Here is a 13,160-nt window from a genome sequence, read left to right as displayed (position 1 = left end):
CATCGAGTGGCTCCGGCAAAGCAAAAACTGGGGTGCCAGCGGTCTGTGGCACTTCTTCGGTGGTGTGAAGCCCACCGCCGCTTGGCGGTGGGTGACGCTCGCTGTGGAGCGCAACTACTTCGCGGGGGCGAAGGTCAGGGCTTCTTTCTTGCGAACGCTTGCATAGGTGTCCGTCAGGCGAGCCTGGGCGTCTTCCAGGTTTTTGGGCGGTGGTGTGGTTTCAATGCCGACCAGTCGCGCAATGTTGTTGCCCAGGTAGTCTTCCAACGTGTCCTCGTCCAGGTCGATGCCGTGGGGTGCTGGACGGCACAGCATCTCCAGTTCACGCAGCCACATGCCGGGCTCGTTGGGAGGGCTGTCTGTGCCGAAGACCAGCTTGTTGCGTGGCAACTCCTTGGCGAATTCGGCAATGCGTGCCTGGAAGCACCAGCCAGATTCCACATAGACATTGGGCGTATCCATGGCCATCCAGAAGGTCTCGAACGAGTAATTGCCGCCAGTCTGAATGCCAAAGTGTGCAATCACGAAGTTCACCATGGGAAACTCGCGGATGATGGGGTAGAACATCGTGGGAATGGTGAAGGGACCATCACCCGTGTGAATGAGCACCACGATGTTGTACTTGGCGCAGACCTTCATGGCAGGGCGTAGCCATTCCAGCGCGCGGTCAGGCCGGTAGCCGTGCATATTGGCGTGCAGCTTGATCATCTTGAAGCCATAGGCCAGATGGTGGTGCTCGATCTCGGCGGCCCCGTTTTCCGGACCCCAGCGGGGGTTGTAGGTGAAGTTGCCTATGAAACGGTCGGGATATTTCTGCGTGAGCTCGGCGATATACGACATGTAGTCGCGAATGCCGTCACGTCCGCGGCGGTTGCCGTCGCGGTAACCCGTGTTGCCGGGCGGAGGCTGGATGAAGCCCATGTCGATGCGGCGAGGTTTGCCGTTGATCATGTAGGGGCCGTCCATGAGCTTGAGCATGCGCTCGCCGTTGAAAGGCGTGCCTGTGTGGCGCCATGCCTCGTCCACCAGATTGGTGGGGTGCAGATGGGTATCGATGATCATGTGTTGTCTCCTGGCTTGAATCAGTACAGTTCAATCACGGGATGGCGCTCGGCCTTGCGACCCAGCATCCGCTCGGCTTCTTCAAAAGTCCTGGGTGCATGGGTGGGCTCCAAGCCGATCATTCGTGCGATGTTGTTGCCCAGGTAGTCCTCAAGCGTTTCTTCGTCGAGGTTCATGCCCTGTGGGGGGTTGGTACACAGCACTTCCAGCAGGCGCAGCCACATGCCGGGTTCGTTGGGCGGTGTGTCTGTGCCGAAGATGATCTTGTGCTTGGGCAAGACCTTGGCGAACTCCACAATGCGCGATTGCAAGCACCAGCCCGATTCGCAATACACATTGGGTAGGTCCATGGCAGCCTGGAAGGGCTCGAAGCAATAGACGCCCCCGGTCTGCACGCCGAAGTGGGCCATGATGAAGTCCACATTGGGGAATTCCTGAATCATGGGAATCCACTCGGAAGGGATGCTGTAGGGGCCGTCGCCTGTATGCAGCTTCACGGGCACACCCAGTTCAGCGCATTTTTCAAACGCCGGGCGAACCCAGTCCAGCGCGCGGTCGGGACGGTAGGCATGCATATTGGCCTGCATCTGCACCATCTTGAAGCCATGCTCTTTGACATAGCGCTCAATGGCTTCCACACCGTTCTGCACACCGCAGCGAGGGTTGTAGACAAAGCAGCCGATGAGTCGGTCGGGATGCTCCTGCACGCATTTGAGCGTGTAGGCCATATAGGCATCAATGGACTCGCGGCCCGACTTTTCACCGTCGCTCCAGGTATAGATGGTGTTGCCCTGAGGCGGTTGGATAAAGGCTTTGTCGATGCGGCGAGGCTTGCCGTTGACGTAGTAGGGGCCGTCCATGGTCTTGAGCAGCCGGTCCACGGTATAGGGCTTGCCGTCATGCCACCAGGCCAGGTCAACCTGGTCGGTGGGATAGCAGCTGATGTCGATGATCATGTGTCTCTCCTTTGGTGATGACGGATGAAGCGCTTCAGGCGGCTTCCTGAGCCTCGATGGAAACCAGGTGACGAGTGAGTGCGCTTCGCAGCAGCGAGGCGTTGAGGTTGCGGCCGATGAAAACCAGCTTGCTGCTGGGCGCTTTGTCCCACCAGGGAATGGAAGGTTTGAGTTCGAGCAGGCGGTGCACGCCTTGCAGCACATGGCGGCGGTCATCGCCCTGCACATGCAAGATGCCTTTGACGCGGAAGATGTCATCGCCTTGCTCGGCCAGCAAGCCATCAAGGGTTTGCATCAGCGCGTCGATTTCGAAGGGACGGTCGAAGACGAAAGACACCGAACTCACCGACGGGTCGTGTGTGTGGCCCAGGTCTACGGATTGCCCGATTTCTGGTAGACGCTCATGGTCGTGCGCGCAATGCGTATCGCAGACATGGCCGCCTATGGCAGGTTGGTGCAAAAAGTCGGGGTCTGTCATGGAAAGCGCATCGGACTCAAAGGTCTGCAGGCCCAAAATCTGGGACAGATCCACCTGTGCCTGAACACTGCGAATCAGTGGAGCATTGCTGTTGAGGGTACGAATGCGGCGCTCCACTTCCTGCAGCTCGCTCTCGCTGACCAGATCGGATTTGTTGAGCAAGATGCGGTCAGCCACCACAATCTGCGTCACTGCCTGGTTGTCGTATTCGGCAAGTGCAGGATCATCCAGGTGTGGCTGCACATGCACGGCATCCACCAGGGTCACGATGCCGTCCAGCACCACCTTCTTGGCTACTTCGTTGTCCATGAAAAAGGTCGCGGCAACCGGCGAGGGATCGGCCAACCCGCTGGTTTCCACGAGGATGTGATCGAACTGATCCTTGCGGTCGAGCAGCTTTTGCAGAATCTCCACCAGGTCGTTGCGCACATCGACCACGCAGCAGATGCAGCCGTTGGCGACTTGAAAAATTTCCTCTTCCGAAGCCATCACCAGGTCGGAGTCCACATCGACTTCGCCGAACTCGTTTTCGATCACGGCAATGCGGTGGCCATGTTTTTCCGTCAGGATGTGGTTGAGCAGCGTGGTCTTTCCTGCCCCGAGAAAGCCGGTGAGGATGGTGACGGGAATAGGGCGTTGGCTGGTCGAGGTCATGCATGAGCTCCTTCTGTGACACGTTGGCTTTGACCGTCCTGGGCTTTCAGGGCTTGCAGCACCTGCTCGGGGCGGATGGGGTAGTGATGAAAGCGCACGCCGATGGCGTCGTAGACCGCGTTCACAATGGCCGGACCGATGGCGATGATGGGGTCCTCGCCCACGCCCTTGGCACCGAACGGACCTCCAGGGTCGGGCGCGGTTTCCAGTAGCACCGTGCGGATCTGGGGCATGTCCATGGACAGCGGCATCTTGTAGTCAACGAAGTTGGCATTCAGAGATCGGCCTGTCTTCATGTCGATCTGGTAGTCCTCGTACAGCGTGTGACCGATGCCTTGCTGTATGCCGCCCTCGATCTGGCCTGCTGCGGCAACGGGGTGAATGACCTTGCCGATCTCATGTACAGGAACTACTTGCAGCACCGTGATCTGGCCGGTCTCTGTGTCTACGCTGACTTCTGCAAAGTGGGCCGCGAAGGAGTAGGCCTTGGTCGGGTGATAGGTGGCCGTGCCCACCAGTTGGGCGGCGGGAATGCCTTTGCGTGGTCCGACAGCATCGCGCACGCTCATGCTTTTGCCATTGGGCGCATGGATAACACCTTGCAAGACTTCGAGCGTGCTGGCCTCTGCATCCAGATAACCGGTAGCTCTTTCCAGTAACTGCTCCTTGACCTTGGCTGCAGCCATCTGGGCCGCACGACCACCCATATAAGTCGTGTGGCTGGCAAAAGCGCCAATGTCCCAGGGAACGACATCCGTGTCGCCGTGCGTGACGCTGATGGCCTCAAAACACAGGCCCAGCTCTTCGGCCACGATCTGCGCCAGAGCCGTGTGGGCACCTGTGCCCAGGCCGGCAGTTCCGGTCAGTAGTACGACCGTGCCATCCTCATTCATCTTGACGATGGCATTGCCTTGCTCCTTGATGCCGGGGTAGGCACTGCTGCCATGCATTTCGCAGCCCATGCCCCAGCCGTGGCGTACAGGACCTTCGGTCTGCTCAGGGCTGCGGGGCCAATGGACTTCCTGCATGCCCCGACGTATGCAGTCGGGCAGACCGTTGCCGACAATGGGGTGTCCGGAAGGAGCCAGATCGCCCTCGCTCACGGCGTTCTTGAGCTTGAGTTCTGCAGGGTTCATGCCCAGTACGACAGCAGCTTCGTCGAGCTGCAAGTCCAGCGCAAAATAAGTCTGCACCACGCCGTAGCCGCGAAATGCGCCCGCAATGGGACTATTGGTATAGACGCAGAGTCCTTCCAGATCCACGTTCTCGCATCGATACAGCGAGGTCATCGCGGCTGTGCCCACATTGGTCACGCCTGGGCCGTGCGAGCCATATGCGCCGGAATTGAAGACTACGCGGGCCTGGCGCGCGGTAATGCTGCCGTCCTTGCGAAAGCCCTGTTTGAGCCAGATCTTGACGGGGTGGCGGGTGCGGCCGCCCAGAAATGTCTCTTCGCGAGAGAACTCCATGCGCACCGGTCTGCGGGTCTGCTTGGCCAGCAGGGCACACAGGAATTCGCTTTGGAACAAGTCTTGCTTGGCACCAAAGCCGCCGCCCATATGGTCCACCAGTACCCGCACTTTGTGCAGCGGCAGGCCCAGCACCTCAGCCATGATGCCGCGCACCATGAAAGCGGTCTGCGTGGAGATCCAGACCGTGAGATTGCCGTTGCCGTCCCATTGGCACATGCAGGCATTGGGCTCCATATAGGCTGGCGTGGGGCGGCCTCCTTCGTATTCACCTTCCAGGATGAAGTCGGCCTCGGCAAAGCCTTTTTCGATATTGCCGCGCTGAATTTTCACGGGTGGCAGTACCAGATTGCGGCCCGGCTCGCGGTCGTGAATCAGCTGTGTATCAGGCGCTGCCAGTGCCTCTTCGGTGGTGAAGAAGGCGGGCAAGGCTTCATATTCAACATCGATCAGATCCAGCGCCTGCTCGGCAATTTCTTCGCTGGTCGCGGCGACCACCGCCACACTTTCACCCCAGTAGCGGACCTTGCTGTCCAAAATGTACTGGTCACAGGTGACCGATGCAGAGCGAGGGTGGGGCGAGCCTGCATGCAGAACACGCGGAACGTTCTCGTGCGTCAGCACCGCCTTGACTCCGGGCAGAGCCAGAGCCCGGCTTGTGTCGATTTTCACAATGCGAGCATGGGCGATATTGCTGCGCTTGGTTCTGGCATAGAGCAAGCCAGGCAGATGCATGTCGGCCACGTATTTTGCGTCGCCAGTCACCTTGGCGAGCAAATCGTTGCGCTTGACGCTGGTTCCGATGATGGATTTCTTGTTCATGATGCTGCGGCCTCCTGCATGGCGGGGGCGGCAGCGGCAATGGCATCCACAATCTTGGTGTAGCCGGTGCAGCGGCAGATATTGCCGGCAATCGCAAAGCGAATGTCTTCTTCCGTGGGGTTGGGGTTGATGTCAAGCAAGGCCTTGGCGGCGACCAGAATGCCGGGGGTGCAAAAGCCGCATTGCGCTGCGCCGCACTGCATGAAACATTCCTGCAACGGGTGCAGTGTGCCGTCGGGGCTTTGCAGACCTTCTACCGTGGTGATTTCTGCGCCATGGGCTTCTGCAGCAAGTACCAGGCAGGCATTGGTGGGCTGGCCATTGAACAAGATGGTGCAAGAGCCGCACTCGCCCACATCACAGCCTTTTTTGGTGCCCGTCAGACCCATCTCGGAGCGAAGTGCATCCAAAAGGCTGCGGTTGGGTGCGACTTCAAAGTCCAGCAACTCGCCGTTGACCGTGCATGAAACACTGAGCTTTTTCATTCTTGGGCCTCTTTGATGGCTTGAGTCAGAGCGCGGGCGGTGAGCACGCGCACCATGTCCCGGCGGTAGTTGGCGCTGGCGCGCACATCGCTGATGGGGGCTGCAGCCGCGGCGGCCGCCTGGCTTGCTGCCTGAACCTGGGCTGCGTCAAGGGTGCAGCCCTTGAGCAAAGTCTCCGCACCGGCTGCACGCAACGGTGTGGGTGCCACGGCGGCGAGGATGATGCTGACGGTGTCCACATGTCCTTCAGGACCCAGAGTGAGGCTGACTGCCACACCGACGGTGGCCAGTTCCATCTGGCTGCGCCTGCCGTGCTTGAGATAGACCTTGCCCGTGCGGGGACGCGGTGCAGGGATATCGATGCGCGTGACGACTTCGTCAGTGGCCAGGCTCGTGCGGCCAGGGCCTAGCAGGAAATCTTCAACTCGGCATTGGCGCTGACCGTGCAGTCCGTGGATGTTGAGCACGGCTCCGTCGGCGATCAGTGGCGGCAAGCTGTCAGCTGAAGGGGATGCGCGGCACACATTGCCCGCCAGGGTGGCACGATTGCGCACCTGGATGGAGGCGAAATCGGTGCAGGCCTTGGCCAGACTGGCATAGTGTTTGAGCGTGATGGCCGAGGTCTCGATCTCGCGGGTGGTCACCAGAGCGCCTATGCGCAGACCGCTGCCTGGCGCGTAGCTGAAGTCATTCAGTCCGGGGATCTTCTTGAGATTGACCACATGGGATGGAGCGCGAACATGCTCTTTCATCATCACCATGAGGTCTGTGCCTCCGGCCATCAGACTGGCTGAGCCAGCGCAGCGCTGCAGCAGCTCCGAAGCCTCTTGCAGGCTGCCGGGCTCGACATATTCAAAGAATTTCATGCGGGGAGCTCCTGTTTCATGAGACTTCGGCGCGGCGGCTGGCTGAGAGCCCTTGCCAGCGCTTGACGGCATTCACTTCAATATCGAAAAGATCCAGCACCCGGCCCAGCGAGTGATCGACCATTTCATTGAGATCAGCAGGCCGGGTGTAGAAGGCTGGCACCGGCGGGGCGACGATGGCCCCCATCTCGGTAACGGCCAGCATGTTCTTGAGGTGCGTCAGCGTCAGCGGTGTTTCGCGTGCCATCAGCACCAGGCGGCGGCGCTCCTTGAGCATCACGTCAGCAGCTCGGGAAATCAGCGTGGAGCCAATGCCGTTGGCGATCTCGGCCAGTGTCTTCATGGAGCAAGGCGCAATCACCATGCCGAGGGTTTTGTAGGAGCCGCTGGCCACGCAGGCGCCTATGTCCTCGTTCTTGTGAACCTGGGCGGCCAAGGACGTGACGTCGGAAAGACTGAGCTCGGTTTCTGCACCCATGGTGATCAGTGCTGCACGGCTGAGGATGAGGTGAGCCTCGATGTCTGTGCCTTGAAGCAGCTGTAGTAGCCTGTGGCCATAGACAAATCCGGAGGCTCCGGAAATTGCCACAATCAGGCGCTGACGATTGATCGGCTGTATCTTCATTTAGACGCTCCTAACCAGGCGTTTGCCTGCAGCACAAAACTTTTGAAGCCATGAACTCTGAACAGACCTGGAAGGAAATTTGCGAGCGCTATGCCGATCACGAGCATGCGGCAGCGCTTTTGCAGCGGCAGGAGCAGCAAGGTCTGGACGTGGTGCTGGAGCTTTTCTGGGAATGTGCCCAGGCGCGGGGATACCGCTTGAGCGAGCAAGCTAGACAGGAGGCTGCCGCCTTTGTGAGCGACTGGCGTGCTCAAGTGCTGCTGCCGCTGCGCCAGTTGCGCCGAGGCATGAAACTTATGGAGACCAAGGTGCTTGAGGCTGCTGAAATCAGAGAGCAGATTCAGGGCGCTGAACTGCTGGCCGAGCGCACGCAGGTACGACTGCTTTGCGAATGGCTTGACACACACCTGGCCCGATCTACCACGGACTACACCGCTGGTGGCTAGATCTGAAGCTCCCCTTGAGAACATGAGGGTAGAGCACAGCATCTTGGTCTCCTGCATTCGGAACACCAACCCGACGAAGCCTTTTCGTCACGGGGATGAGTCAATGCTGGCAGAAGGCCGCGCTTTGTAAAACTATTGCAAGCTTATATATTCATTGCTGATTCATATGATTTGGCGATAAATATATGTCGATTACCCTACGTCAGCTCGAAGTGTTTGTGGCAGTTTCCGAAGAGGGCAGCCTCACCAGAGCGGGTGAAGTGCTGGGCTTGCCGCAGTCCAGCATCAGCAAACAGCTCAAGGAGCTTGAGGACTTGCTGGGTCTCAAGCTTTTTGACCGTCACACACGCATGTTGCGCTTGACGGAGGGTGGTATGGAGATACTGCCGCTGGCCAAGAAGACGCTGGCCGATCTGGATGCCATGCTTGATGGATCTGCCCAGCTCAAGACACTGGAGCGAGGTCGAGTTTCTATTGCTGCATCGTCCATGCAGGCGGCTTTGGTGCTTCCCCGAATGGTCAAAGCCTTTAGCGAGATGCATCCGGGCATCCGCATCGAATTGCTGGATGTGACGCAGGACGATGTGATCCAGATGGTCAGTGGCGGAGCGGTGGATTTCGGCGTGGGCTCAGCCTTTGGGGATCATGGCGATCTGTCCATGAAGACACTTTGGTCAGAGCCATTTTTTGCGGTCGTGCAGCAGGACCATGCCCTGGCTAGGAAAAAAAGCGTGACCTGGAAAGAGCTGCAGAAATTTCCGCTGATTGGTTCACGCAAAGGTAATCCGGTGCGCACGGCTCTGGAGTTCTCTCTGGCAAGTGAAGGCATTTCTCTGAAATATGTGCATGAGGTAGCACTGCCCCTGACCACGATTGGCATGGTCGCTGGTGGCCTGGGTGTGGGCATTTTGACGGGATCGACACGCCGCCTGTCTGAGTCATTGGGGTTGCTTTTTAAACCGATTTTTCAACCGAAACTGGAGCGGAAAGTTGTGTTGGTGCTGCATTCAGCTCGCTCTCTCTCTCCTGCCGCCAAGAAGTTCAGCGATGCATTGGTGAGTTGGACAAGCCTTAAAAAATCGCGCTTTAACGAAGAGGATAACGTCCATCGCTTCTGCAACGTTTGCTATCAGTTCGGATGTTCATTGACGCATCAGCACTGAGTATGAGATCACCCCCTGAATCTCGGGAGACAGTCCAATTTTCACCATTTGTGTCTACTTTTGATGCTCAGGCAACCAAGCCGCCGCAGTTCACCGGCAATACCTGGCCGTTGATTCACTCTGCCTCGGTCGATGCCAGATAGGTCACGGCGGCGCCCACATTCTGAGGTGATCCGGCGCGGCCGATGGAGGTCCCCTTCTTGGCAATTTTCTCGGAGCCTTCCCAGTTGTTCAGGGTGCCCAGCGACAGCGCATTGGCCGTCACGCCATGGAGACTTCCCTCACCCGAGAGATTGCGGATAAAGCCGATCGCCGCCGTCTTGGCAGCGCCGTAAGCACACAAGCCCATGCCTGTGGCCGTGCGTGCTGCGTCGGAGTTGATTGCCATAATGTGTGGCCCAGCCCTTGTCCTGCATGGCAGGCAGCAGCGCCTGGCAGGCTTGCATCAGACCATGCAGATTGAGCGACAGCCAGGTGAAGCCTCTCTGGCTTCTCTCAACTGCGAGTCAATGCGATCGCGAGACGACTGGGCGATAGGTCGCGCAAGACAGGCGGGCCCTTTCATGTCGCACAGATGCACCAAGCCTCATCGCTGCGCAGCGAGACGCGCGGGGGCGCTTGTTGCGGCACACTCAGGGCAATGCCTACCGCCAAATCTGCCATCCAACTCGACTCCGCGCCGAGCTTATTCAAGAGCGCCAAGGCTTTTGAGGCTTGGATGAAGAAAAATCATGCTGCTTCCGATGGCCTCTGGCTCAAGATCGCCAAGCGTGGCGCCAACGAACCCAGCGTGACCTACCCCGAGGCGGTGGAGATTGCGCTTTGTTGGGGCTGGATCGATGGCCAGAAAAAAGGCCTCGACGAGCAGCACTTTCTTCAGCGCTTTACGCCCCGGCGCGCGCGCAGCATTTGGTCGAAAGTCAATGTCGACAAGGTCGAGGCACTCATTAAGGCGGGTCGCATGCAGGCGCCCGGCCATGCGCAGATTGAGGCTGCCAAGGCCGACGGGCGCTGGGCGCGGGCTTACGACAGTGCGCGTACGTCCACGGTACCCGAGGATCTGCTAGCTGCGCTGGAAGCCGAGCCAAGGGCCAAGACTTTCTTTGCAACGATCAATGCGGCCAATCGCTACGCGGTATTGTGGCGTATCCAGACGGCCGTGAAAGCCGAGACACGTGCCAGGCGTATTGCCCAGTTGGTGGAGATGCTTGCGCGCGGTGAAACCATCCACCTCTTCAAGCCCAGAGCCAGGAGCTGACCGTGAGGTGTTTGAGCTGAACTTTCGCTCGACACCCCAGATCCGTCACCGGACCAGCGATAAACCCTGCCGGATCTCAATGGCCGCTCGATCATCTGCCTGTGCTTCAGTTCTTCCCCTTGCTGCCCAGCCGATGCAGTTGCAGCCCCTGCACACTCATTGTTGCTCGCAGAACATGCCCGTGCGTGGAATCGGTCACGTAGAGATCGCAACGATCCGTGCCGCCAAATGCCAGATTGGTCGTAGAAATACCAGGCATGCTGCGCAGCACCTGTACAGGCTCCGCGCGACTGTTAAGTACCCAGACATAGCCCAGCCCCGGATTGGCAACCAGCAAGCGACCTTCCACATCCACAGCAAGACCATCGGGGCCACTGGGACCGTATGAGGTAAAAAACTGGCTCACTTTGGATACACTGCCATCGGAAAGCAGCGGTACCCGCCATATGCAGTTGCCGCGAGTCACCGCAAGGTACAGCACGCGTTCATCTGGTGACAGTGCCACGCCATTTGGGCTTGGCACATTGCTCAGCAATAGATCAAGCTGCCCATTGGGGCGCAGACGATAAAGACGTCCCGACGGATCCTGCAGCCCGCTCTGCCCCTGATCCGTGAAATACAAATTGCCCTGGCTGTCGAATACGAGATCGTTCACCCCTTTAAAGCGCTCGCTGTTGCGACGCTCCAGATAGGGGCTTACCTGACCACTCTCAATGTTCAGGCACATCAGCCCGTTCTTGTAGTCGGTAATGAGCAGCGTATCGGCATCCAGGAATTTCATGCCATTGGGTTCGCCGTCGTATTCCGTGATCAGCGACCAGTTGCCCTGAGGATCTATGCGCAGGATGCGGCCCCAGGGGATGTCGGTCACATAAAGATTGCCGCTACCGTCAAAAACAGGCCCCTCAAGAAAGGAGTCAACAATCGCTCCACCGCGGTTTGCATCGGCCCAGGCACTTCGCTTGCGGCGGCGCAAGGACTCGGGCAATGAACTGAATAGTTCCAGCTCACGGACTTCAGGTGCTTGCAGTAAAAACATGAGTTGCTTTCAAAAACCGTACAAATGTGCCGGGTTGTCCACCAAGATTTTCTCCATCGCGGATGGAGACACGGTCCATGCAGCCAAAAGATTCAACAGGTCTGCGTCATTCACCGTGTCAGGGGCTGCGGTGGTGTGTGGCCAGTCGCTGCCCCAGATCAGCCGCTCGGGAGCTTCCCGCACCAGGGCGCGGCCTAGCGCTAAGGTATCTGAATACTTGGGGCCTTGTACTGTAGAGCGCATATAGGCGCCTGAGAGCTTGACCCAGGTATTGCCGCCGTCCAGCAAGCGCCGTATGGCATCGTAGGCTGCGCCCGAAGCGCCCTCTGCCGGGTCGACGTATCCCAGATGATCAATCACCAAGGGCACAGGCAGCGCAGCAAGTACGGAGGCAAGCTGAATGAGCTGCTCCGGATGCACAAAAACCTGAATATGCCAGTCTTCGCAGGCCGGGTGAGCCGCCACTTTTTGTGCAAGCGTGCTCAGCATTTGCAGTGTGGTCTTGCCCCAGGACTGAGGCGTGACAAAGTTCACACGAAGACCACGAACGCGGCGGGCAGCCAGCAAGTTCAGCTCGACATCGCTTACGTCGTGCGCCACGACAGCCACACCGCGTGCACAATCGCCCAACTCATCCAAGGCATTCAGCATGCAAGCGTTGTCGGTGCCATAGGTTGATGGCGTGACGACCACGGCCCGCTGAGTGCCTAAGCGATTTTGCAATTGCCTATAGGCCGCGACAGGGGCATTCGGAGGCTGGCGTACCCAGTGAGACGACTCAGCGAAGCGCGGGTCGAAAATATGCATATGGCTATCACAGGATAGCGGCGGGACCGCGCGTGCCGGTTGATTGAGTCCTGCGGAATGCGGAACTGCAACAGATGTCATTGCTTGTCCATTCCCAGCTTGCCTGCGACAGATTCCCAAAGTCGAGCATCGCTTTTGAGTTTGTCGGCAAAGGCTTGCCCGCTCAGCACGCTGGGCACCGCTCCCAGGTCATCTGCAAAGGACTGGATGTCGGCGCTGGCCATGGCTTGCGCAATATTTTTGCGAAGCACCTGCAGCACGGCATCGGGCGTACCCTTGGGGGCCCACAGCCCGGTAAAGTTGACCACCTTGTAGCCAGGCGCTCCGGCTTGCGCAAAGGTGGGTACGTCAGGCAAGGCCTTCAGGCGCTGGTCTCCACTCACGGCCAGCAACCGCACTTTGCCGCCGCGCACCTGGCCCATGACACCAGGGGTCGAGGCAATCTGAAAATCGATAGAGCCGCCCAACAGCGCCATGGTGGCTTCACCAGCGCCCTTGTAAGGGACGTGGGTCGCGCTCAGCCCGCTGGCAGTCTTGAGTGATTCGGTGGCGAAATGCGGCATGGTGCCCGCTCCACCTGTACCGTAGTTGAGCTTGCCCTGATGTGCTTGCGAATAGGCAATCAACTCACCCAGGGTCTTGAATGGAGAGTTGCTCGCCACGACAACTGCGGTAGGTGCGAAATTGAAGCCTGCCACGGCGACCAGATCATTTGCATAGTCCCACGGCAACTTCTTGAAAACCTGAGGCAAGATGGAGTAGGTCGTGTCATTGGCCAGCAGCGTGTAGCCGTCGCCTGGCGCGCGAGCGACCTGCGAAGCACCAATGGTTCCGGTTGCTCCGGCCTTGTTTTCGACGAAGAAGCTCTGACCGGTCTGCTTGGTCAGTTTCTGTGCAATGCGTCGCGTGACTTGATCCACGGCTCCGCCCGGCGGATAGGGAACTACGATCTTGACCGGCTTGCCTGGATAGGCAGCTTGAGCGAGGGCGCCCGCAGGGGCATATGCAAGCATCGTGGCAAGCAACAGGA

Annotated in this window: 14 protein-coding genes; 3 read left to right on the top strand and 11 right to left on the bottom strand. The window is 58.8% G+C overall.

Annotated features, from left to right (window positions below):
- Nucleotides 1-114 precede the first annotated feature (114 nt).
- Genes EAO39_RS14265 through EAO39_RS14235 form a run of 7 tightly spaced genes read right to left on the bottom strand, consistent with a single transcriptional unit; the run spans nt 115 to nt 7,402 of the window.
- Nucleotides 115-1,062: an amidohydrolase family protein gene (locus tag EAO39_RS14265; RefSeq protein WP_120968400.1), complete on the bottom strand. Its 948-nt coding sequence runs from the start codon at nt 1,060-1,062 to the stop codon at nt 115-117.
- 20 nt (nt 1,063-1,082) lie between these two features.
- Nucleotides 1,083-2,018, bottom strand: a complete 936-nt coding sequence (locus EAO39_RS14260) for an amidohydrolase family protein (protein WP_120968398.1) — start codon at nt 2,016-2,018, stop codon at nt 1,083-1,085.
- 34 nt (nt 2,019-2,052) lie between these two features.
- Nucleotides 2,053-3,150, bottom strand: coding sequence for a GTP-binding protein (locus EAO39_RS14255; RefSeq protein WP_120968396.1), 1,098 nt, complete (start codon nt 3,148-3,150; stop codon nt 2,053-2,055).
- Nucleotides 3,147-5,441: a xanthine dehydrogenase family protein molybdopterin-binding subunit gene (locus EAO39_RS14250; RefSeq protein ID WP_120968394.1), complete on the bottom strand. Its 2,295-nt coding sequence runs from the start codon at nt 5,439-5,441 to the stop codon at nt 3,147-3,149. Before EAO39_RS14250 ends, EAO39_RS14255 begins: the two co-directional genes overlap by 4 nt.
- Nucleotides 5,438-5,926 (bottom strand): (2Fe-2S)-binding protein, encoded by a 489-nt coding sequence (locus EAO39_RS14245; protein WP_120968392.1) that lies wholly within the window; start codon nt 5,924-5,926, stop codon nt 5,438-5,440. Before EAO39_RS14245 ends, EAO39_RS14250 begins: the two co-directional genes overlap by 4 nt.
- Nucleotides 5,923-6,792, bottom strand: a complete 870-nt coding sequence (locus EAO39_RS14240; protein WP_120968390.1) for a xanthine dehydrogenase family protein subunit M — start codon at nt 6,790-6,792, stop codon at nt 5,923-5,925. Before EAO39_RS14240 ends, EAO39_RS14245 begins: the two co-directional genes overlap by 4 nt.
- 16 nt (nt 6,793-6,808) lie before the next feature.
- Nucleotides 6,809-7,402, bottom strand: coding sequence for a UbiX family flavin prenyltransferase (locus tag EAO39_RS14235; protein WP_276209321.1), 594 nt, complete (start codon nt 7,400-7,402; stop codon nt 6,809-6,811).
- 65 nt (nt 7,403-7,467) lie between these two features.
- On the opposite strand from EAO39_RS14235, the gene EAO39_RS14230 reads away from it, so the two are divergent.
- The gene (locus tag EAO39_RS14230; RefSeq protein ID WP_120968386.1) at nt 7,468-7,863 is read left to right on the top strand and encodes a DUF2390 domain-containing protein; all 396 of its coding nucleotides are present in this window, start codon (nt 7,468-7,470) and stop codon (nt 7,861-7,863) included.
- Nucleotides 7,864-8,048: 185 nt separating this feature from the next.
- Complete coding sequence (locus tag EAO39_RS14225) at nt 8,049-9,026, top strand: LysR family transcriptional regulator (protein ID WP_120968384.1); 978 nt, start codon at nt 8,049-8,051, stop codon at nt 9,024-9,026.
- A 115-nt stretch (nt 9,027-9,141) separates the two neighbouring features.
- Here EAO39_RS14225 and EAO39_RS14220 read toward each other — a convergent pair whose 3' ends face one another.
- A complete protein-coding gene (locus tag EAO39_RS14220) occupies nt 9,142-9,414 on the bottom strand; it encodes an SDR family oxidoreductase (protein ID WP_240467011.1) in 273 nt (90 codons plus the stop codon).
- 252 nt (nt 9,415-9,666) lie between these two features.
- Here EAO39_RS14220 and EAO39_RS14215 point away from each other — a divergent pair, with 252 nt between their 5' ends.
- Entirely contained in the window at nt 9,667-10,284 is a 618-nt protein-coding gene (locus EAO39_RS14215) for a YdeI/OmpD-associated family protein (RefSeq protein WP_120968382.1), read from the top strand.
- Nucleotides 10,285-10,390: 106 nt separating this feature from the next.
- Here the strand turns inward: EAO39_RS14215 and EAO39_RS14210 are convergent, their stop codons facing one another.
- From EAO39_RS14210 to EAO39_RS14200, 3 genes are read right to left on the bottom strand one after another with little or no spacing between them, the layout of a single operon-like run.
- Nucleotides 10,391-11,323 carry an SMP-30/gluconolactonase/LRE family protein gene (locus EAO39_RS14210; protein WP_120968380.1) on the bottom strand — a complete coding sequence of 311 codons (933 nt, stop codon included), beginning with the start codon at nt 11,321-11,323 and terminating at the stop codon, nt 10,391-10,393.
- A gap of 9 nt (nt 11,324-11,332) precedes the next feature.
- Nucleotides 11,333-12,211, bottom strand: coding sequence for an amidohydrolase family protein (locus EAO39_RS14205; RefSeq protein WP_120968378.1), 879 nt, complete (start codon nt 12,209-12,211; stop codon nt 11,333-11,335).
- Nucleotides 12,208-13,143: a tripartite tricarboxylate transporter substrate binding protein gene (locus EAO39_RS14200; protein ID WP_120971123.1), complete on the bottom strand. Its 936-nt coding sequence runs from the start codon at nt 13,141-13,143 to the stop codon at nt 12,208-12,210. The genes EAO39_RS14205 and EAO39_RS14200 overlap by 4 nt, the downstream gene beginning before the upstream one ends.
- Between the last annotated feature and the right edge of the window lie 17 nt (nt 13,144-13,160).

Source organism: Comamonas sp. lk (genome assembly GCF_900564145.1).
In the GTDB taxonomy this organism is placed as follows: domain Bacteria; phylum Pseudomonadota; class Gammaproteobacteria; order Burkholderiales; family Burkholderiaceae_C; genus Comamonas.
The sequence above is the reverse complement of the archived record's forward strand: the minus strand, read 5'-3'. Positions and strand labels throughout refer to the sequence as shown.

Bases quoted from the DNA above. Each gene is read 5' to 3' on its own strand.
- EAO39_RS14265 (WP_120968400.1), bottom strand. From the start codon at position 1,062: ATGATCATCGATACCCATCTGCACCCCACCAATCTGGTGGACGAGGCA.
- EAO39_RS14260 (WP_120968398.1), bottom strand. From the start codon at position 2,018: ATGATCATCGACATCAGCTGCTATCCCACCGACCAGGTTGACCTGGCC.
- EAO39_RS14255 (WP_120968396.1), bottom strand. From the start codon at position 3,150: ATGACCTCGACCAGCCAACGCCCTATTCCCGTCACCATCCTCACCGGC.
- EAO39_RS14250 (WP_120968394.1), bottom strand. From the start codon at position 5,441: ATGAACAAGAAATCCATCATCGGAACCAGCGTCAAGCGCAACGATTTG.
- EAO39_RS14245 (WP_120968392.1), bottom strand. From the start codon at position 5,926: ATGAAAAAGCTCAGTGTTTCATGCACGGTCAACGGCGAGTTGCTGGAC.
- EAO39_RS14240 (WP_120968390.1), bottom strand. From the start codon at position 6,792: ATGAAATTCTTTGAATATGTCGAGCCCGGCAGCCTGCAAGAGGCTTCG.
- EAO39_RS14230 (WP_120968386.1), top strand. From the start codon at position 7,468: ATGAACTCTGAACAGACCTGGAAGGAAATTTGCGAGCGCTATGCCGAT.
- EAO39_RS14225 (WP_120968384.1), top strand. From the start codon at position 8,049: ATGTCGATTACCCTACGTCAGCTCGAAGTGTTTGTGGCAGTTTCCGAA.
- EAO39_RS14220 (WP_240467011.1), bottom strand. From the start codon at position 9,414: ATGGCAATCAACTCCGACGCAGCACGCACGGCCACAGGCATGGGCTTG.
- EAO39_RS14215 (WP_120968382.1), top strand. From the start codon at position 9,667: ATGCCTACCGCCAAATCTGCCATCCAACTCGACTCCGCGCCGAGCTTA.
- EAO39_RS14210 (WP_120968380.1), bottom strand. From the start codon at position 11,323: ATGTTTTTACTGCAAGCACCTGAAGTCCGTGAGCTGGAACTATTCAGT.
- EAO39_RS14205 (WP_120968378.1), bottom strand. From the start codon at position 12,211: ATGACATCTGTTGCAGTTCCGCATTCCGCAGGACTCAATCAACCGGCA.
- EAO39_RS14200 (WP_120971123.1), bottom strand. From the start codon at position 13,143: ATGCTTGCATATGCCCCTGCGGGCGCCCTCGCTCAAGCTGCCTATCCA.